Source organism: Luteolibacter luteus (assembly GCF_012913485.1).
Lineage (GTDB): Bacteria > Verrucomicrobiota > Verrucomicrobiia > Verrucomicrobiales > Akkermansiaceae > Haloferula > Haloferula lutea.
Genome location: NZ_CP051774.1, coordinates 141,835 through 162,038, shown reverse-complemented (window position 1 = coordinate 162,038; position 20,204 = coordinate 141,835). Strand labels below are relative to the sequence as shown.

The 20,204-nt window shown below is 63.5% G+C and carries 15 protein-coding genes; 10 read left to right on the top strand and 5 right to left on the bottom strand.

Annotation, left to right across the window (positions count from 1 at the left end):
- Position 1: 1 nt before the first annotated feature.
- Positions 2 to 871, bottom strand: a complete 870-nt coding sequence (locus tag HHL09_RS00590) for a GIY-YIG nuclease family protein (protein ID WP_169452563.1) — start codon at positions 869 to 871, stop codon at positions 2 to 4.
- Positions 872 to 2,410: 1,539 nt separating this feature from the next.
- Between HHL09_RS00590 and HHL09_RS00585 the strand changes: the two genes are divergently transcribed.
- Positions 2,411 to 2,719 (top strand): hypothetical protein, encoded by a 309-nt coding sequence (locus HHL09_RS00585; RefSeq protein ID WP_169452562.1) that lies wholly within the window; start codon positions 2,411 to 2,413, stop codon positions 2,717 to 2,719.
- 206 nt (positions 2,720 to 2,925) lie between these two features.
- Here the strand turns inward: HHL09_RS00585 and HHL09_RS00580 are convergent, their stop codons facing one another.
- Both HHL09_RS00580 and HHL09_RS00575 read right to left on the bottom strand, forming a co-directional pair.
- On the bottom strand, positions 2,926 to 3,879 hold the full coding sequence (locus tag HHL09_RS00580) for a 3-keto-disaccharide hydrolase (protein ID WP_169452561.1): 954 nt from the start codon (positions 3,877 to 3,879) through the stop codon (positions 2,926 to 2,928).
- Positions 3,880 to 4,490: 611 nt separating this feature from the next.
- Positions 4,491 to 4,976, bottom strand: coding sequence for a hypothetical protein (locus tag HHL09_RS00575; protein WP_169452560.1), 486 nt, complete (start codon positions 4,974 to 4,976; stop codon positions 4,491 to 4,493).
- A gap of 99 nt (positions 4,977 to 5,075) precedes the next feature.
- Between HHL09_RS00575 and HHL09_RS00570 the strand changes: the two genes are divergently transcribed.
- The 5 genes from HHL09_RS00570 to HHL09_RS00550 all read left to right on the top strand — a co-directional run bounded on the left by HHL09_RS00570 (position 5,076) and on the right by HHL09_RS00550 (position 11,759).
- On the top strand, positions 5,076 to 5,621 hold the full coding sequence (locus tag HHL09_RS00570) for a YceI family protein (RefSeq protein ID WP_169452559.1): 546 nt from the start codon (positions 5,076 to 5,078) through the stop codon (positions 5,619 to 5,621).
- Positions 5,622 to 5,714: 93 nt separating this feature from the next.
- Positions 5,715 to 6,551, top strand: coding sequence for a polyprenyl synthetase family protein (locus HHL09_RS00565; protein WP_169452558.1), 837 nt, complete (start codon positions 5,715 to 5,717; stop codon positions 6,549 to 6,551).
- A 17-nt stretch (positions 6,552 to 6,568) separates the two neighbouring features.
- Entirely contained in the window at positions 6,569 to 7,681 is a 1,113-nt protein-coding gene (locus tag HHL09_RS00560; protein ID WP_169452557.1) for an ABC transporter permease, read from the top strand.
- Positions 7,678 to 8,361 (top strand): ABC transporter ATP-binding protein, encoded by a 684-nt coding sequence (locus HHL09_RS00555; RefSeq protein WP_169452556.1) that lies wholly within the window; start codon positions 7,678 to 7,680, stop codon positions 8,359 to 8,361. Before HHL09_RS00560 ends, HHL09_RS00555 begins: the two co-directional genes overlap by 4 nt.
- Positions 8,358 to 11,759: a cbb3-type cytochrome c oxidase subunit II gene (locus HHL09_RS00550; protein ID WP_169452555.1), complete on the top strand. Its 3,402-nt coding sequence runs from the start codon at positions 8,358 to 8,360 to the stop codon at positions 11,757 to 11,759. The genes HHL09_RS00555 and HHL09_RS00550 overlap by 4 nt, the downstream gene beginning before the upstream one ends.
- 14 nt (positions 11,760 to 11,773) lie before the next feature.
- On the opposite strand, the gene HHL09_RS00545 is transcribed toward HHL09_RS00550, so the two are convergent.
- Positions 11,774 to 13,381: a LamG-like jellyroll fold domain-containing protein gene (locus HHL09_RS00545; RefSeq protein WP_169452554.1), complete on the bottom strand. Its 1,608-nt coding sequence runs from the start codon at positions 13,379 to 13,381 to the stop codon at positions 11,774 to 11,776.
- Between the two features lie 15 nt (positions 13,382 to 13,396).
- The gene (locus HHL09_RS00540; RefSeq protein ID WP_205760950.1) at positions 13,397 to 13,945 is read right to left on the bottom strand and encodes a sigma-70 family RNA polymerase sigma factor; all 549 of its coding nucleotides are present in this window, start codon (positions 13,943 to 13,945) and stop codon (positions 13,397 to 13,399) included.
- A 166-nt stretch (positions 13,946 to 14,111) separates the two neighbouring features.
- Between HHL09_RS00540 and HHL09_RS00535 the strand changes: the two genes are divergently transcribed.
- The 4 genes from HHL09_RS00535 (at position 14,112) to HHL09_RS00520 (ending at position 20,151) form a co-directional block, all read left to right on the top strand.
- Positions 14,112 to 14,984, top strand: coding sequence for a hypothetical protein (locus HHL09_RS00535; protein ID WP_169452553.1), 873 nt, complete (start codon positions 14,112 to 14,114; stop codon positions 14,982 to 14,984).
- A gap of 82 nt (positions 14,985 to 15,066) precedes the next feature.
- Positions 15,067 to 16,086: a hypothetical protein gene (locus HHL09_RS00530; RefSeq protein WP_169452552.1), complete on the top strand. Its 1,020-nt coding sequence runs from the start codon at positions 15,067 to 15,069 to the stop codon at positions 16,084 to 16,086.
- 4 nt (positions 16,087 to 16,090) lie between these two features.
- Complete coding sequence (locus tag HHL09_RS00525; RefSeq protein ID WP_169452551.1) at positions 16,091 to 17,137, top strand: hypothetical protein; 1,047 nt, start codon at positions 16,091 to 16,093, stop codon at positions 17,135 to 17,137.
- Complete coding sequence (locus tag HHL09_RS00520; protein WP_205760949.1) at positions 17,134 to 20,151, top strand: FAD-dependent oxidoreductase; 3,018 nt, start codon at positions 17,134 to 17,136, stop codon at positions 20,149 to 20,151. Before HHL09_RS00525 ends, HHL09_RS00520 begins: the two co-directional genes overlap by 4 nt.
- Positions 20,152 to 20,204: the final 53 nt, after the last annotated feature.

The following is a 20,204-nucleotide window of genomic DNA, read 5'->3' as shown; positions in this document are numbered from 1 at the left end:
TTCAAACTTGCGCCGGGACCTGCCTCTTCAGGGCGTCGAGGGATTTACCGTCCTTGTTCTTCCACTCCAGCCAACCGTTGGCGGTGCGGCCCATTAGGGCGACGGCAGCCATGCTGGGGGAGCGGAAGAGATGATCCTTCTCGAAGATGACGGTGTCGCCATCCTCACGCATGACCTTTGCCTCGATCAACTGCAGGCGAAAGCGATCGTCGGAAGTATCCTTGATTGAAGGTACGCTTTCGCGTCGACCGATGGAGCCTTTCAGAACGACGAAACCTTCCGGTGTGTAGAGGCCCCGGCCGCTGGTGCCCACGGCCTTGCAGTAGAAGATTTCCTCGGCTTCGGAGGATTCACCGGACTTCGTTACGGAATCGAAAAGAGGAAAGCCGAGGGTGGCGAGGAGGGTGCGGCCAGTGTCGAAGATTTCGTGGCAATCCGCCTCCATCGGGGCAGGGGTGTATGGCTTGCTGCCAGCGTTGCCATTCTCATCGGTGAAGCGTCCTGCGGCGCGGGTGGCTTGGAGGGAGTGCCATTCCAAGAAGAGTGCGTGAGTCTGGGTGAGACTGTGGGTGCGTGAGACCAGGATTAGAACGCGCTCCCAGAATTCCTTCTCCTTGTTGTGGGCCGTCAGCCGTGCCCGCAGGTCCCCGGTCTGCCCGATGTAGACTTTCCGTTCGTCACCGTCCTCCGACTCGCCGACGAGGAAGTAGACCGCAACCTGAAGACTCTCCGGCATCTTCAGAAACTCGGGCAGCAGGCTGCGCGGGACCTCGATTACTTGCACGATGCGAGTCGTGATCTCAGCCACACGGATGCCCTGAGGGTCGCCACCGGGGAGATAGATTTGGATAGTCTTGGGTGAATGGAGCACGCGGAGTTAAAGGGGAGATGCGGACTTAACTAACAGATTTGAGGCGGACCGCGAAGTGTAAATCGAGCTTGCGGGGCTCTGGAGATGATTACGTCTCTCCGACATTTGGATGGCACCGGATCGATGATGCCGTCCGAAGGCGGGCCCAAGTTCTCGGTGAGGGGATGTTGCCCGCCTGCAAGGGGGTGCCGATCTAACAGGGCGGCGGCGGCTCCATGTGAGTTGGTGGAGCCGCCGCTGGTTTGTTTCGGGGTGGGAAGGTCCGGGAGGGAGGAGCCTAACGGTACGGAGACTAGCAGAAAGTGTTCCCGGGTCGGGAAATGTGAGGCGCTAGAGCCATATCAGAAGCCCCGTGGGAAGGCGCTATTAGCGCGGGCGTTCTGCAAGTCGTTAGGGCGAATTGCAACGAAAATGGGGTAGTGATGGGGCATTTTGCAGGGATGAAAGGGCGGTGCGGAGGGGGCGGGAGCGCCGCGCTTCCGACCTGAGGGGTGATTTTCTATCAGCGCTAACATGCGTTTCGGGGATGAATCCGGGGCTCGTGCCCGACCAGTGATCGGCCGTTTTGCGTAAGCTTTCCGGTTTGTTTCCAACAGTTTATCATCGGGAGGACGGGCTTTGGGGAATCCGCCACGGAGGTCCATGGTGCGGGTAGGGAGCCGGGGGCTAGGGAGGTGTTGGCATGGTCGGTTTGCCGGGCGCGGGGTGGGTGCGAATCGGCTGGCATGCTTCATGCAAAAAAGAGGGTGTTCTCTGGGGGGAGAACAAACTGGGGCCTGAGAAACCCCAATCCTCCAACCTGCCGGTATCGCGTTTGTCCTTTTGAATAGGGCGATGCGTCCGGCGGGTTGGAGCTTTTCTTTCCCTGGTGGAGCCATGTGACCGTCCCATGCTCTCGATCCGTCCTCTCCCGATCGCGGTTCAAATCCACTCGCTTCCCAGAAAGGAAGTGTGGCGCAGGGTTCCTGATGGTTTTTGCCTCCCCGTGGCCCCTCCGGTGCCGACACGGCGCCCGCTCCGCGACTTGGTTCACATTGCTCCTTTTCCCGTTCGCCGCTTGTCCGAGGGGCCGGTGCAAAGTTGAAGCGTAAGGAAGAGGAGAAAAGAAAAAGCCCCCGCCCGGAGCTTCCCAGATCCGAACGAGGGGAGTGTGCAGAGGGTGATGAAAGCCTCCGCGGTCCCAAGGTCGTCCCGATTGGAGATAGGTCAATGGTGGTTCGCTATTTCCGGCGGAGATGAGGGGTTAGGTGACCCTGTGTCACGCGCGGGGAGCGCGGCTCTAGTGGGTATTCGTAGCGGCCTTGTGCGCGGTAACTACGAAAAATGCGGATGTCCGCTTGTTGCATGGGAGCGGAAGTGGTGTAGATAGGCAAGATCCTGCTCACCCACCCCGGCAGTCCAATCCATGTCCGATTGCCATGCCGATTCCACAGCACCCGCTTGTACTAGGGTCATCGTACCCTGAGGAGATCACCGTGCGCGCCATCGCTCCGGCGATGCCTGGCCACGAATCCGCCCACTCCATCGACGGCTGAGCCGATGCGCATCAGGCCGAGCTTGCAGGAGATCCGGAGCGTGATCCTCCGGAAGCGGATCATTTCCTTTGGCTATCGCTACGGGAAGGTGCCGCTACGGGTGGAACCGCGGGTCCTGGGACATGCGTTCCGGACGCGCTCGTATGTGATGCTGGCCTGGCAGCTGGGCCCGGAGGAAGGGTGGCAGCTATTCCGCTTCTCCGAGATGTGGGACGTGGAGGTAGAGCAGGAGGTCATCGCCGCGAGCCGCCCGCCCTACGAGCTGACGCGGCAGATCGCGACGGTGGATACCTGTGCGGTCCCGGTTTCCTGAACTTTGAAGAGCCGGGTGATGGGGAGGAGCGGCGCTAGCAATTATCCCTAGGCAGGCCGCGTGGTTTCTCGAAAGCCGCCGCCATTTCCAAACCCGGAGCCGCGGCATATATCCCCGCCGTCATGAGCAACTCCTCCTGATCCCCGGAAGGGGAGCGGGCAAGCGGGGCCCTCCGGCACGTGCCGGAGGGCCCTCACCGTGGTGGCTTATTTCTTCACCACCCAGATGTTGCGGTAGCGGACCTGATTGCCGTGGTCCTGGAGAAGGATGGGACCGGGTTCGCCGTTGTCGGGGAGGATGGCTCCGCCGGTGGGACCGGGGAGTTCGAGGTTCTTGTGCACCACCACGCCATTGTGGCGGACGGTGACGGTAGCCTTCTTTTTCTTCTCGTCCTTGCTGAACTTCGCGGCGGTGAACTCGATGTCGTAGGTCTGCCAGGTGAGGGGCGGGAAGCACATGTTCGGCGAAGGCGGGGCGATCTGATAGATGCCGGCGCACTCGTTGTCCTTACCTTCGAGGCCGAAGCTATCGAGCATCTGGATTTCGTAACGGCCCTGCAGGTAGAGGCCGCTGTTGCCGCGGGCCTGGCCGCGCTCTTTCGGCATGTAAGGGAGGCGGAACTCGATGTGGAGGGTGAAGTCGCCGAAGGTTTCCTCGGTCTTCGCGCCTTGGGAAAGGAGGCCGTCGTCGGTGGCCTTGTTCTTCTCGAAGAGATTGACGCCGTCGCCGAAGAGAACGGTCGCGCCCTTCGCGGGCTTCATGCCGAGGGTGGGCGATTGGCGTTCGATGCGGGTGAGCTCGAGTTCCTTTCCGGCGGGGCCTTTGAGCCGGAGTTTTTGACCGGAGAGTTCGCCCGAGAGGTCGCTGCCGGTGAATTTCACCGCGCCGGATCCATCGAGTGCGCCTTCGCTATGGATGACGGCGCTCCACTTGCCTTCCCAGCCGGCACCAGGGAGCCCGCGCTTGAAGGAGATGGCCTCGAACTTGCCATCCCCGAGGGCGATGACCTGGACCCCGGGTCCCTTGGCGATCGCTTTCGCATCGACGGCGTATTCCCCCTGGATCGGGAAGTCGGCGTCGGTGGGAGATTGGGATTGGTCGGCGCCTTGGCCGAGCAAGGCGCTGGTGAGGAGGGGGAGGGAAAGCAGGACGGTCTTCATCGGTGGCGTAGCTTCGGAGGTTCGGGAGGGTGAGGGAAAGGCAAAATCAAATGACGATTGCAGGGACGTGATGGCAGGAGATAGCTTGGGCCCATGAATGGATCGCACCCTTGCTGTCCCTTGTGCGGGGATCTGCTGGTGGAAGTGGAAGCGGCACTGAACCGGACCTGGTCCAATGCCTTGCTGACATCATTCGGGAGCTCTCAGTTACAGATCCGGCTGAAGGGGAAGTCGTGGGTGGCATTTATGGATCCGAACAGGAGTGCGGCAGGCTTGTATTGCACGAAGTGCGGGTCTTTGACGATCGCTCCTTCGATCCCCGCGCACCGTCGTGAGCTCGGGCTTACGCCCTAGGTACGGTCCTTCTTACGAAGCATCTCCTGAAGGCGGGTTCGGGTGCGGAAGCTGCATCGCAGGGATCCGGGGCCAGGTGCGCCGTGGCGCTTCGAAAAACGCCACTCCGGCAGCTTCTCATCTTCCTCTAATCTTCGCGGGAGTAGGGATGGTGCCGCACCCCGATGATGAGCCCTGCGCGATCATTCCTATCCCGGTTCGCTTGGGACCGGGAGAAGAAGTGCGCAGGGGCGGAGAGGCGTGGCTCGGGCGCGCGCTTACTTGAGCAGCGCGTCGGGGCTACCGGTGGCAGGATCCCAGTAGTCGACGGAGGAGACCTTGCCGTCGGCGAGCTTGAGGATGGTGACCTTGCCCTTTTGCTCGGGGAAGTCCGCGATCAGCGTGGCGTCATCGGCGAGGATGATGCGATGCGCGTATTTTCTCATCTTGGGCAGCGCGAAGGTCCGGCCGATGCCGGGCATGCCGTGGATGTTCGCCATGTAGACGGCTTTCTTTCCGGAGAGATAGTCCTTGCCCAAGGTGGTGAGCACTCCATTGGCCTTCTTCCCGGTGTCCATGTCGTGGCTAACCATGAGGAAGCGGGTGGTCTTAGCATCGAAGCTGAACGCTTGCTCATGCTGGTCCTTCGCTTGGAAGGGCTTGATCTTGCTGCCCTTGGCATAGGGGTCGGCATGGGCCGGTTGCAGGATGAAGAGGCCTGCCAGAAGCAGGGCGGAACAGCGCTTGTTGAGAATGATTTTCATTTGTAACTTGCTGTGAATGAGAATATAGCGAAATTGAATGATTCGGCAAGCAGAAGCTTGGCGAGTGACGCTTAACCTGAGAAGTCCGATCTAACGACCATGAAAGCGAATCGATTTCCGGCGATTGCCGCGTGCCTTCTCTGCGTGTTGCCGGCAGCTGCGGGCAGCCTGAAAGTGGACAAGGCGAAGAGCCGCATCCAAGTGGATGCAAAGGCGACGGGACATGCCTTCACCGGCACGCTGTCCGACTACGACATCGATGTGGATGGCGATGAAAGTTCACTAACCCCTTCCGCGGTGAAGCTCGACTGGGAGTTCTCCAAGCTGAAGACCGGAGAGAAGAAGCGGGATCAGGAGATGATCAAGTGGCTCGGTGGCGGCGGGCCCGTGGGCAGCTTCAAATTTGACAAGAGCTGGGATGCCAAAGGGACGAAGTATGCGCAAGGGACCCTTTCGATCCATGGTGTTTCAAAGACGATCTCCTTTCCTTACACCGCGACGAAGGATGGCGATTGGGTGACGATCGATGGCACGGCCACGATGAACTACGAGGACTTCAAGCTGCCGATCATCTCGACGATGCTGGTGATGAAGGTGGATCCGCAGCTTGCCATCCGGTTTCACTTGGTGGGACGTGTGAATTGACCCGGAAGCATGAATGCCATGATGTGGTGGAAGCGGCGGACAGGTTGCGCGCGGGAATTGCTTGCGACGTGCTTTCGTCGGGGCATCGGGCCGGTGCGCGAGCCGCGGCTGGCGGCGGCGATCGGGGATCTGCTGGCACGGCCGGGATCGCTGGTGCGGGCGGTGGCGGCTTATCTGGTCGGGATCGAGATGGGACTGGTGGAGGAGTCCGCGCGGGCGATCGCCTGCGGGCTGGAGTATCTTCACACCGCCTCGCTGGTCTTCGATGATCTGCCCTCGATGGATGATGCGCGCTTGCGGCGCGGTGCGGCGTGCCTGCACGTGACCCATGGCGAAGGCATCGCGGTGCTGGCGGCACTGGCGCTGGTGAATCGCGGCTACGGGCTGCTGTGGCAGGGCATGCAGGGATCGTCCGCGGTGCGGCGGGCGAGGGCTGGCTCTTTGATCGACCAATGCCTGGGCCCCGATGGGCTTACCGGCGGGCAGGCCTATGATCTGGCTGGCTGGCGGCAGGAGCAGAGCCCGGCGGAGGTGGCGGAAGTCGCCGCGCGGAAGACCGGAGCCCTGCTGCGGCTGACATTGGTGCTGCCCGCGCTCTGCGGACGTGCGAGCGAGCGCGAGATCCGCTTGCTCGACCGACTCGCCCTCTTGCGCGGGCTGGCCTATCAAGCAGCGGATGATCTGAAGGATGTCACCGCCACGGCGGAAGAGACCGGGAAATCGGCGGGCCGCGATGAGCTGTTAGGCCGACCGAACCTAGTGGCAGCCGAGGGGTTGGACGCGGCCTTGGCGCGCTTCAGCCGCTTGGTCGAAGTCGGGGACCGGGTGCAAGGCGCGCTACCGGGAGATGCGACGCGCTGGGGAATGCTGGATGCCCTGCGGGTGACGGCACCTGCCATCCTGCCGAAGGGGATCAAGGAAGCAATCTAGGAGGGGAGTTGAGAGGCATGTCACTTTGGAGTCTTATTTTAACGAACCTGCACCGGCACAAGGTGCGCACCTCGATTGGCGCGGCGGGGATCGCCCTGGGGGTCGCGACGATGCTGAGCGTGGTCGGCCTGCTTGGAGGTGCCGTGACGATGTTCGAGAGGATCCTGCGCAGCGACGCGGAGATGGTGGTCTTCGAGAAAAATGTCTCGGACCTTTTCTTCAGCAACGTGCCGATCTCGCTGGCCGAGGAACTGGAACAGCAAGCCTTCGTGAAGGAAGCACAGCCAGTGCTCTTCGCGATCGTGACCGCGCCGGATCGCCCCGTGGTCACTTGCTTCGGGATCCGCGCGGAGGATGGCCGCCTGCGGAAGGCGGAGTGGCTATCGGGAAGTGCCGCGGCCTTCCGTGATGATTCCCCGGACGTGGTGCTGGGCGAGCGCGCGGCGGGCTTCCTGAATGCGGCCACCGGCGACGAGGTGCAGCTAGGGCAGCGGAAACATCGCGTGGCGGGTGTGGTGCGGATGGAGAATGGCTTCGAGAATGGCGGCGTCTTCATGCCCTTGCCCGCCTGCCAGGAGGCCTTCCACAAGGAGGGCTTCAGCTCGGTGGTCACGGTGGCCCTGAAGAAGGGACACGCGCCGGGCGAGGTGAAGGAGTGGATCCAGGCGAAGCATCCGGCGCTGACGGCTTTGGAGAATGAAGAATTCAGCCGCAGCTACTCGCAGTTCAAGATTCTCAAGATCACCGCGTGGGTGGTGGGCGGCTGTGCCTTCCTGTTAGGCGGCCTGAGCGTGACGAACACGATGATCCTTTCCGTCTTCAGCCGGATCAAGGAGATTGCCATCGCGCGGGTCTGTGGGTTCTCGCGCGGGCAGGTGGCGCTGATGATCTTCGGAGAATCGCTCGCGGTGTGTGCGTTCGGGATCGTGGCGGGATGCTTCCTCAGTCTTGCCGGGCTGAGGCTGCTCAAGATGGTGCCTCAGTTGCAGGGATACATCGAGCCGAGCATCGGCTGGCAGGAGATCGCGGGGGCGGCGGCCTTCGCCCTCGGGACGGCATTGGCGGGAGCGCTTTATCCGGCGTGGTATGCCGCGCGGCTAAAGCCTGCCCAGGCACTTCGATTTGAATGAAAGGAGACAGGACCATGGTGGAGATACATGATGTGTGGAAGAGCTTCGACCGCGGACGGGTCGAGGTCTTGAAGGGCGTGGACCTGCATGTGCGGGCAGGAGAGACGGTCGCGCTCTGCGGCAGCTCCGGCTGTGGGAAATCGACACTGCTGAATGTGATCGCGGGACTGGAGGATCCCGACCGCGGATCGGTCCGCACGGCGGGCAGCCTGCTGAAGGCCGAGCGCGAGCGGGTGGACCTGCTGCGGGATCGGGTTGGCTTCGTGTTCCAACTGCATCACCTGAATGCGGACCTGACGCTTGAGGAGAATTGTCTGATCCCCGTCGTGGCGGCAGGGGGCAAGCGCGCGGAAGCGATGGAGCGGCTGGCGGTGCTGGCCGAGAGCACTGGCGTGAGCCACCGGCTCAAACAGCGGGTGCGGGAACTCTCCGGGGGGGAGCGGCAACGCGGTGCGCTGGTGCGATCCCTGATGAATGAACCGGACCTGCTGCTTGGGGACGAGCCGACCGGAGCGCTCGATGAAGCGAACCGCGAGATGGTCTTCTCCATGCTGCTCAAGATGGTGCGTGAAAAAGGGCGGACGCTGGTGATGGCCACGCATGATGCCGAGCTGGCGCGGCGCTGTGACCGCGTGCTGTGGATGCGGGATGGCAGGATCATCTCCGGACAAGCGGCATGACGGCGGGCCGTCATGCGCTGGGCTGGCTCGTGGCGGCGAATCTCGCCGGTCTCTGCTTTTCGCTGCTGCTGCTCTTTCCAGAGCTGCAGGCGGGAGAGTGGACCTATGGGCGCTGGGTGCCGGTGCACCTGAACGGGATGCTCTACGGGTGGACGGCGCTGCCGCTGGTGGCATGGCTGCTCTCCTGCTACGATGTATCTCGTAGATGGGCCGGGGCCGCGAGCTGGGGATGGACGGCGGCGCTGGTGCTGGGCTGCCTTTCATGGCTCGGCGGTGGCTCTTCGGGAAAGGTGTTCCTCGATTGGCAGGGCGGGCCTCTCGCCGGGCTGATGGCGGCGCTGGTGTTCCTCTGGATGGTGCTGGCCGCGGCATGGATGAAGCCGGCGGCAGGCATCCCGATGCGGAACCGCCGGGCTTCCGGTGCTGCGCTCCTGGCCCTGCTCTTCGTGCCATGGGCGCTGTGGCATGCTGCCTCGCCCGCGGTCTATCCGCCGGTGAATCCTGCATCCGGCGGGCCTACCGGAGCGAGCTTGCTCGGCTCCACGCTGGTGGTGGTCTTCCTGCTTTTTCTGCTGCCGAGGGTCTGCGGGGTGAAAGGTCCGGACGGTAAACTGCCGAAGCTGGCCATCGGCTACGCCATCCTTTCAGCTGTGGTCTGCGGCATCGCTGAATATCGCGGCGGGACGCATCGCGATTTCCTCCAGATCCTCAGCATGGCGATGCTCTTGCCGTGGCCCTTCGTGGTCATGCGGGACTGGCGCAGGCGGAAATGGGCCGAGGATTCGCGGCTGTGGCGGCTGCCCGTGTTTTTCTGGTGGGGTTTGCTGGTGTTGACCGGCTTCCTTGCCTTCCTGCCGGGCGTGCTGGACCGGATCAAATTCACGCAGGCACTGGTGGCTCATTCGCACCTGGCGATGGCGGGCTTCACCACCTCCTTCTGCGTGCTGCTGCTGCGCTTGCTGGGAGACCGCTTCGGCAATGAACTCTCCGCGTTTGCGTGGCAGATCGCGGCCTTTGGAATGATCTCCGTCCTGACTGCGAGCGGCTGGGCGGAAGGTGGAGATCCCTCATGGATGATCAGCCACCCGTGGTGGCGGACCCTCGCCCTGATGCTGCGTGCCGGCTGCGGGGTGATCATGCTGCTTTCCTCGCTCCACTGGTGGCTGACCTGGCGAGCGAGTTCCATGCGACGCCGCGACACTGAATCCGAATCCGATCATGAAGAGCATTCGCTACCCTTGGAACATCGCGGTGGGCGCGATGGACGCGATCACCGGGCTGCTGCTGGTTATTTCTCCCGCCTGGGTGATGAGCTTGCTGAAGATCCCCGGCCAAGTGCCCCCCGAGTATCTCGGCTGGATCGGGGTGTTCGTGGGAGCGGTGGGGCTTTCCTACATGCTCGCAATGAAGGGCGGCTTGGTGGCGGAGACCGTGTGGCGCTTCACGGCGCTGGTGAGGAGCATGGTGGGGATCTTCCTGCTGGTGAAGATCTTCACGGGAATGATGCCGGGCCAATGGCTCACGGTGGCGGCCACGGATCTGGTGGTGGCCGCAGTGCAGATCGCGGGCTTGCGGGCGGGATGGTGGAAGGAAACGGCGGGCTGAGCATGCCGCTGCGCGCGGCGGGCGTGGTGGCGATGGTGTATGGCCATTTCCTGATCTTCGCGCAGTTCGCATGGATCGAGCTGATCCGCGCGCACGGGATCACGGGTAGCGGCGAGAAGGCATGTCTGGGAGCCATGGCGATCGCGGGAATCGCGGCCGGCTTTACCGTCGCGCGCCGGGGTGCGGTTGTCGCTCTGCTCAGGGCCTCGTTCCTAATCGCGGCAGCAGCGGCCGGAGGGGCCCCGTGGGCGGGATCGATGCCCGCGGCGCTTGCGGTGTCACTAACAGCCGGAGCGGCGATCGGGACGATGACCGTGTGTCTCGCGGGCTTCCTGCCGCGCTGGTGTGGCCTGGCATGGACGGGGCTCGGCACCGGGCTTGGTTACGCGCTCTGCAATCTCCCGGTGGTATTCACAGCGACGCCTGCAACCCAAGCGCTCGCAGGGGCGGCCTTTGCATTGGCGGGGTGCTTGCTGGTGCCATCACGGATCGACCTCCCGGAGAGTACCGTAACGCATCGCCGCATCCCGAAGCCGGTGGCAGTGATCGCAGCCTTCACGGCTCTGGTGTGGCTGGACTCGGCGGCCTTCTTCGTGATCCAGCATAGCCCGGAGCTTAAGGCGGGCACTTGGGGGAATGCCATGCTGTGGCGAAATGCGGGGATCCATTTCGCAGTCGCGGTGCTTGCGGGGCTGCTGCTGCGGGATCGCTTCCGCTGGGTCATCGTCGGTGGCTGGGCGCTCCTGAGCATGGCGGCGCTGGCGGCTGGCAGCGGGTCATCGCTGGCGGTGGCGGGTTGGCTTTATCCGGCTGGTGTCTCGTTGTACTCCACGGCCCTGGTCGCGTGGCCCGGGTATTTCTCGGATGGCGATGCGCGGCGTATCGGCTGGCGAGCGGCGTGGGTTTATGGGATCGCGGGATGGTTCGGCTCCGCGAATGGGATCGGCATGGTGCAGACGCTGAAGCGGCTGCCGGTGGAATTCCTGATCGCGGCGGCGGTGGTCGTGCTGGGTGTGTTCCTTTTCCGATGGAGCCGCTGGCGGAACAGTGCTGCGGTGGCAACGATCGTGGCGATTGCCTGGATGTTCCAATCGCCCGCGCGCATGTCCTTGGATCCAGTGGCACGCGGGAGACAGGTATACGTGGCGGAAGGCTGCATCCACTGCCACTCGCGCTACGTGAGGCCAGACACGAGCGATGAACTTCTCTGGGGACCTGCGGTTCCGACTGCCGGAGTCCTCGCGGAGAAGCCGGTCCTGATCGGGAACCGCCGCCAAGGGCCCGATCTAAGCAATGCGGGGCTGCGGCGCTCCGCGGCCTGGATGAAGCTTCACTTCCTGAATCCGCGCGATTTCGTAGAAGGCTCGCCGATGCCTGCTTATCCGCATCTCTTCGCCGATGGGCGGGGTGATGACCTGATCGCCTTCCTTCAAGATCGTCCGGCGGAACTTTATGCCGCGAGGAAAGAGCAGGTGGACCACTGGTCACCCCGGGCGAAGGGGCCGCTGCCCGGTCCGCGCAAGCTCTTCGAGAGGCACTGTGCGGTCTGCCATGGTTCCGAAGGACATGGTGACGGGAAGCTCGCAAGCTCCTTCGCGAAGCGCCCGACGAATCTTGATCTCGGCCCCTTCGCCTGGACCGCGGGAGGGACGGGACGGGAGGATCGGATCGCGCGGGTGGTGAAGTTCGGCATCCCCGGCACGGACATGCCGGGACATGAAACCCTCACCGATGAGCAGGTCACCAGCCTGGTCCGCTACCTCACGAAGATCCGGCATGTGCCGGACCCTTGATCGTGGTGGAGACCTTACTTGATCGCGGCGATTTCCGAGGCATCGAGGGCCCGGGTGAAGATGGCGAACTCATCGATGCGTCCGTTGAAGCTGCGAACGATGTTGGTCTGGAACTCCGGGGCGGAGGCATCGAAGTTCCCGAGGTTCGCAAGGCCGAGCTGGATTGCGGGACGGCGGGCCATCTTGCCGGAGGCGATCTCCTTGCCATTCACGAAATGCTTCATCGTGCCGGTGGATCCATCGATCACCGTGGCGAGCTGCATCCAGCGGCCGAAGTCCTGCTCGGTCACGATCCGGGGGCTGGTGAGGCGTTCCCATGAATCGGAGGCGAGCTTTGCCTCCGCGCGCACGCCGAGGACGAGGCAGCCGGATTGGTCGATCTTCCAGTGGACCTCGCCGACGCTCTCCGGTGCCATCGAGAGCAGGTGATTGTGGCTCTGCGGCAGGCTATCCACACGGACGCGCGCGAGGAGGGTGAGCGATGGCGTGGTGCCATCGGCGCGGAAGCGCACGCGGTCGCTGGTCTTGGCGAAGCCGAGCGCACCTTTCCGCGGCCAACGACCAGGCAGGGGATCGCAGCCGATGACGGTGCCATTCGAGCTTTCATCCGCACCGGCGGCGAGATTCGGGATCACCTGGTCCCCGGGATGCAGGCCCTCGAAATCGAAGTAGACCTTCAGGTCCGGCAGGCTGCGATAGTCGAGCGAGTCCTTTTGCCACGCGGCGAGCTGCGCCTCGCTCTCCCGGACGGCAGCGGTGAGCACCGCGGCGGGATCCGCAAAGGAGCCCCGATCCGCCGGCATGCTGGTCCAGCGGCCCTCACGGATGGACACGGCATTGCCTTGGTAGAGGGCTTTCTCCGCGGTGGCGGGCAGTTCTCCCTGCAACTCTACCTCGCCATCGAAGACGTGGACCTCGCAGTCATTGGTGCCGCTGACATTCATGCCGAACTCCGTGCCGCGATCAACGACGCGGAGGTCCGAGCTGATCACGGTGAAGCCTTCCGCCGGAGGAGGAACGCGCGCGGTGAGCTTGCCTTTCTCCAGTCGCGCGAGGTCGGGCGAGAGGAGCTCGAGGGATGCGGGGCCTTCCAGGATCACGCGGGCGCCGCTGTAGAAATCGAGCCGCAGCGTGCCGCTTGAAATTTTCACCCAGCCCCTTGGCAAGGCAGAGCCGGTGCCGAAGCTGCTGCTGCCATCTTCCCAAGTGACACCGATCGCCTGGGCGAGGAGGGCGACGTGCTCCGTGCCTTTTCCTCTTTTCACGATGCCCCGCTTCTCCGCCGCAGGGCGGGGAAGGAGCCACCAGCCGAGAGCGACACAGGCAGCGAGGGCGGCAACGAGCCACGCGGCCTTGCGACGGAAGGGAATGATCTTCTTCGGCGCGGGATCGGGGGGCGCAGAGGATGAGGGAGCGGGTGCTTCCTCATCCATCAGCAGGGCGGCCTGGCCCTGCAGGGCGTGTTCGCGCAGGAGGCCGTGCCAGTTCGCGCGATCGAGGAAGATTTCCCGCGCGCGCGACGAGGCGAGGAGCATTTCCTCAAGCTCGCGCTTCTCGTCTGCCGTCAACTCCTGGTCGAGGTAGGCGGAGATCAGTCGCTCCAGTCTGGCTTCGTCGAACATGGAATGGAGAAGGGGTCAGGGCTTGGCCGCGTCCATCTTGCGCAGCACGCACTCGCGGAGGAAAGAGCGGGCACGCGAGAGCGTGACATTTACCGACTGCACGGTGCAGCCCATGAGGCCGGCGATTTCGGGCGGGAGGTGGTCCTGCTTGTAGCGGAGGTCGATCGAGCGCCGGGCCTGCGGGGCGAGTTCCTGCACGCAGGCGGCGAGCAGGGCGAGGCGTTCGTCGGTGTCGCCGTGGAATTCGCTGCGCTCCGCGCCGAGGGCCTGCAGGACCTCCTCGGAGAGGGTTTCGCAGCGGCTGCGTCCGGCGCGGATGGCTTCGAGCGCCTTGAAGCGCGCGATGGTTTTTACCCATGCCGGGAAGCTGGTGCCGATCTCGAAGCTGGCGGCCTTCCGGGTCACGACGATGAAGATTTCCTGCATCACGTCATCGGCCAAGGAGAAGTCCGGGATCATCGAGAGAACATAGCCGCGGACCGCCGGCTGGAATTGCAGGAAGAGCCCCTGCACTGCGGCGGTGTGTGCTTCATCCTGGGGCATGCGTGGCGGCTGCTCGGGCATTGTTTCGGGTTTCCCTTTAGAATGAGGGAAAGGGGCGGAAAATTAGCAGGCGGGAGAAATTTTTTCCGGTCGCGTTGCTAAGTCGCGCAGCCCTTTCGCCATTCAAGCGGGAATCCCTGATTCGTCCACCGCCGTTCGCGGGGACGCCCTGAATCAAAAAACCCAAATGAAATCCCTCCTGCGCCTCGCTGGTGCCGGGCTGTCCCTGTGCAGCGCTCCGGTCTTCTCCGCAAACCTGATGCTCGACTTCGGTGCCCCGGCGTCGAACTCGGTGGTCGCGGCTCCTTATCTCACGCTGAGTCCCGGCCACGCCAAGGGCGGAGTCCCGGCGAGCCAGACGACCTGGAACACGGTCAGCACCTCGGCCAACCGCACGGACCTGCTTTATGCGGATGGCAGCAGCGCGAGCGCGCTGACGCTGGACCTGGGGCAGGAGACCTCGGGTGGCAGCGGTGTCATCGACTTCGGCCTCAACGTGGGAAACCTGGGACTGGCCGGGACTGGGGGGGCGATCCCCAACCAGCAGAGCCTGCTCGGGACGGGATCGATCTACGGTGACAATAGTAGCAGCACCGCGGCGGGCAGGGACGGCTTTTTCGGCGGTGGCACGGCCGCGGTAACGGGCACGGCGATCGGGATGCGTTTGGACGGCCTGGCGACGGGCGACTACGTGGCCTATGTGATGGCGCGGAACACGAACACGAATCCCGCGAGCCTGGCCATGAACGTTTATTCGAGCGTGGGTGCCACGGCGGCAAACTTCACCTTTTCTTCCCTGACCGCGCAGGTGCAGGCCAATACGGGCTACGCCACGGCAGGCTACGCCGGGCAGTACACCAGCTTCACGCAGGATGAAAATTACCTGGCGATCAACTTCACCATCACGGAGGCGGGCCAATCCTTCTTCCTCGCCGTGGACGGAGGCAATGATGCGGTGGAGCGCCGCGGCTTCCTGAACTCCGTGCAGATCGTGCCCGAGCCATCGGTGGCCATGCTGGGTGCCATCGGCCTGCTTTTCCTTTTCCGCCGCCGCATTTGAGCGGGCGATTCCCCCTTGATCCCACGTGGCCGTTCACTCCGGCCTCACCCCTCTAAAGATGAATAACCCGATAAGATGCCTCATGCTCGCCACGCTGCTGCCACTGCACGCAGCCGAGCTCGTTTACGAAGGATTCAACTATCCCGCTTCCGCCGCCATCACTGCGGAGGAAGGCGGGAGCGGCTGGAATGCCGGCTGGACCCAGGACGGTGACTCCGGAGTGGCTTCCGCGGCAGGAATGACGTACACGGACTCGCTGGGGAATGTGCTGGATGTTTCCGGCCTCGGAATGGAAACGACCGGCGCGGCGACCACGCGGAACTTCCGCACGGTGGCGAATGGTCCGCTGGGCGATGTCTGGATCTCCTTCCTTTACCAACTGCCGGCGAGCAATTCGCTGTTCGAAGGGATCACCTTCTACCGGGGATCAGCGGCGCAGTTTGCGATCAGCAATACGAGCGTGGATACCAGTGCCACGATCACGCTGGGGAACTCGGTGAGCGGTGCGAACGCCAGCACGCACCGGGGAATCTTCGGGAGCACGCACTTCGTGGTGCTCCATCTGATCGAGGGTGGCGGCACGGGCGGCGCGGACAAGGTGGAGGCTTTCATCGATCCGGCGTTCTCGGCGACGCCATCGGTGCCGGATGCGAGCATCCAGTCCGCGAACCTCGACTTTGATACGATCCGGATCGCGGGGCAGAATGGAGCCACGCTCTTCATCGATGAGTTCCGGATCGGCTCGTCCTTCGCCGATGTCAGCCCGCACACCGTGGGCGGTGATCCCGATACTGATGGCGACGGGCTGACCGATAACCAGGAGACGGTGCTGGGGCTTGATCCCTTTACCCCGAACACCGCGCTGATCGCCGCGATCAAGGCGAACCCGGCGTATTTCGGGCTCTTCAGTTCCTCCAGTATCCTGAGCCAGGGAAAGGGTGGCATCATCCTGCCGAAGACCGCGGAAGATCCGGTGGGCTTCACCTTCGAGGTCCAGCGCAGCACGAACCTGTCGAGCTGGTCGGAGCTGGATACCTTCTCTCCCTCCGTGGCGCTGCCCGCGGGGAAGAACTTCCTCCGTGTCACCTTTGATACCCCTTGAGCCCATGAACGCGAGAATCATCAAAACACTCGGTGCCGTGCTTCTGTTAGGCGGGAGCGCCGCGAAGGGCGATCTCCAGATCCACGACAACTTCGAGTATCCGGACGGCGATCTGGCCGGCGGCGCGGGAAGCGGCTGGACCACGTCATGGGCCGGGACGAATCCGGTGGTCGTGACCCCGGGCAGCCTGACCTTTTCCGACGAGATCGGGAATACTCTGGTCACGAGCGGCTCCGCGCTCAATACGGCGGATGGCACGGCGGTCACCACGATCAGCTCCCGCGAGACGGGGGATCGCGATGGCGAGGCGTGGATCTCCGTGCTGGTGCAGCCGCAGAATGCGGCCACGGATTTCGTGGGGGTTTCCTTCTATGACAATGGCCTGACCAATGCCGAAGCGCGCTTCGCGATCGAGCATGCGAACGGCAAGGACCTGCGCCTGACCCGCCGCGGTGGCGGCACCATCAACTCGCCGTCTTTCCCCACGACCCTCGGGAAGACGGTGCTCGCGGTGATCCATCTGGTGCCGGATGGCGGGGGCGGGGATCCCGCGCAGGACCGCATCGATGTCTTCTTCAATCCACCGCTGGATGCGGAGCCCGTAGCGCCGCATGCCTCTCTGAATATCGATGGCCTGCAGTTCGACCGCGTCCGCATCGCCGGACAGAATGGCCGCGCCTGCCTGGTGGACGAATTGCGGGTGGGCAGCAGCTATGCGGATGTGATGCCGTATGTCCCGGCGGCGAATCCGGATCACGATGGCGACGGCTTGACCGATGCACAGGAGGAAGAGCTGGGGCTGGATCCCTATGCTTCCGATGCCCGGTTCATCGCTGCGGTGAGAGCGAATGCCGCATTGTTCGGCCTACGTTCGCCGGACGAAATCTACGACGTGAAGTTGCGGCGGCCCGTGGTCTCCGTTTCGGGGACCTCGGTGGAATACTCGTTCGATCTCATTCGTCCGGATGGCTTCGTGCTCGAATCGGTCCAAGAGCCGATCGCCACGCCGCCTTCCAGCCTTTTCCTTCGCCTTCATCTCGACACGCCTTGAACCACCGTCTCATCCTTTCCCTTGGTGCCGTCCTGTTCGCGCATCCGGCTTCAGCAGTCCCATCCCAGCATGACGTGGTCGTTTACGGCGGCACCTCCGGAGGGGTGGTGGCGGCGGTGCAGGCTTCCCGATCCGGGAAAAGCGTGGTGCTGGTCTCCCCGACGGCGCATCTCGGCGGCTTGACCACGAGCGGCCTCGGCTGGACCGATCTGGGGAACCCGGCGATCCTCGGCGGGCTCAGCCGTGAGTTCTACCATCGCCTGTACCTGCATTATCAGCAGGGGTCGGCGTGGAATTGGCAGAGCCGCGAAAGCTTCGGGAATGCCGGGCAAGGGAGTCCGGCGCTGAATGCCACGCTTGAGATCGCCTCGGTCTTCGAGCCGAAGGTGGCAGAGGCGGTCTTTACCCAGCTGCTGTCCGAGCAAAGTGTCACGCTGGTGACCGGTCGCCTGGATCTGGATGACGGCGTGGTGATGGGCGGTAGCAAGATCTCGCACATCCGCTTGGAGGATGGCCGCGAGTTCGGCGGGAAGATGTTCATCGATGCGAGCTACGAGGGCGACCTGTTGCCCGGCGCCGGTGTCAGCTTCACGGTGGGCCGTGAGGCAAACGCAACGCATGGCGAGACCGTGAACGGGATCCAGGCAGCAGGGGCGACGAAGAACCAGCTGCGCGACGACATCGATCCCTATGTGGTCCCCGGCAATGCGGCGAGCGGCCTGCTGCCCGGGGTGAATGCGAGCTCCGGCGGGACCGATGGCAGCAGTGATCGCCGCCTGCAGGCGTATTGCTTCCGCATGGTGCTGACGGACGTTGCGGCGAATCGCGTGATGGTCGCCCAGCCTCCGGGTTATAATGAGGCGGACTATGAGCTGCTTTTCCGTTCGATCGAGGCCGGACAGACCACGGGCTTCTTCAAGCTGGACCTGATGCCGAACCGGAAGACGGACTCGAACAATACCGGTGGCATCTCCACCGACTTCATCGGCAAGAACTACGGCGCGGACTGGGACTGGACGACGCTGGGTCACGATGCGCGGCTGGCGCTGGCCAAGCAGCATGAGAACTGGCAGCGCGGGCTGCTGTGGACGCTCCAGAATCATCCGCGGGTGCCGGCTTCGATCCGGAACAACCATGCGAACTGGGGCCTGCCTGCGGATGAATTCACGGACAATGGCAACTGGCCGTGGCAGCTCTACGTCCGCGAGGCGCGGCGCATGGTCTCGGACTACGTGATGAACCAGCATCACTGCACCGGCGAACTCATCGCGCCGGATTCGGTGGGGCTGGCCGCCTACGCGATGGATTCGCACCACGTGCAGCGCCATGTGAAGGATGGCATGGTGAAGAACGAGGGGGATATCCAGCTTCCGCTGGCGAATCCCTATCCGGTTTCCTATCGCTCGATCATCCCGCGTGCGGGCGAGTGCACGAACCTGCTGGTGCCGTGGAGCATCTCGGCCTCGCACATGGCCTTCGGCTCGATCCGCATGGAGCCGGTGTTTATGGGCTTGTCGCAATCGGCATCGATCGCGGCTTCCCTTGCGATCGACAAGAACATCGCGGTGCAGGCGATTTCGTATCCGGAGCTGCGGCCGCTATTGCTCGCGGCACAGCAGGCGCTGGGGGAACCGGTGGTCGGGGCACCGACCTCGGTGGTGGACAACACGGATGCCGCGCTGGTCTCGGTGACGGGCGATTGGATTTCGGGCACGAGCACCGCGGGCTTTGTCGGTGCGGACTATATTCACAACGACAACAGCGGGCAGGGGAGCAAGCAGGTGCGCTATGCCTTGCCCGCCGGTCTTTCCGGCCACCAACGGGTATCGCTGCGCTGGACCGCGCATACGAACCGGGCCGCGAATGTTCCGGTGGAAATCCATCACGCGGGTGGTGTCTCGACGGTGACTGTCGATCAGCGCTCGAATGGCGCGAAGTGGAATCCGCTCGGGCTTTACCAATTCAATGGCTCGCCCGGGGAAGGGGTGATTCTCAAGACGACGGGGACGGGCGGCTACGTGATCGCCGATGCGGTGGGATTCTCCGCGATGGATCCGGCGGCGGATTCCGATGGTGATGGCTTGAGCGACGGACGAGAGCTCGAACTCGGGATGGATCCCTATGTGTCCGATGAGAGTTTCATCACTGCGGTGAAGGGGCATCCGGCTTACTTCGGGCTCTTCGGCGAGGAGAGCATCTATGACCTGCGGATCAGCCATCCGATGCTTTCGCCGGCGGGGTCTAACAGCTACCATCTTCCATTCTCGATCTGGCCGCCGGAGGGAACCAGTCCCTTTGCCAGCTATGCGCTGCCGATGCCGGCGGGGAAGAACCGTGAGTTTTTCCGCGTGGCCCTCGATGCGAAGGCTTCTTCCCTGGTCACCGCGCTCGCGACGGGACAGGCGCGCAAGGTGGTGGTCTATGGCACCAGCCTCACGGCCAGCGGTGCCTGGGTCGGGGGGATGGATTCATGGCTCTCCACGAAATATCCCGGGCTTCTCACGGTGGTGAATAGCGGGCTGAGCGGAAAGAACTCGGCGGAAGGAGTGGCGCAGCTTTCGACCAAGGTGCTGGCGCATCACCCCGACACGGTCTTCATCGAATTCGCGATGAATGATGCCTTCCTCTACAGCGATGGCACGCCCTCGCTCTCCGTCGCCCAAGCGCTCACGAATCTCCTGAGCATGATCGATTCGATCCAAGCGCAGAACCCCGCGGTGGAAATCATCCTCCAGACGATGAACACGGTCTGGAACTCCCCGACAGGCAGCAATGCCTCCGCGACCCTGCGTCCCAATCTGGCGGCCTATTACGAGATGTACCGGGAGGTGGCGGCAGAGAGAGGGCTGCTCCTCATCGATCATCACCCGAATTGGGCTGCCTTGCAGCAGGACGATCTTGCCTCCTTTCAGGGTTACGTTCCGGACGGGGTTCATCCGGCAGCGCAGGGTATCGGCAAGGTCGTCCTGCCTCTGCTCAAGTGGAAGCTGTCGGGCGGGCGGGAGTTGCCGTGAGCGGGGAAATCATCAATCTTCCAATCATCAATCCTCAAAACGGCCAGCGCTTC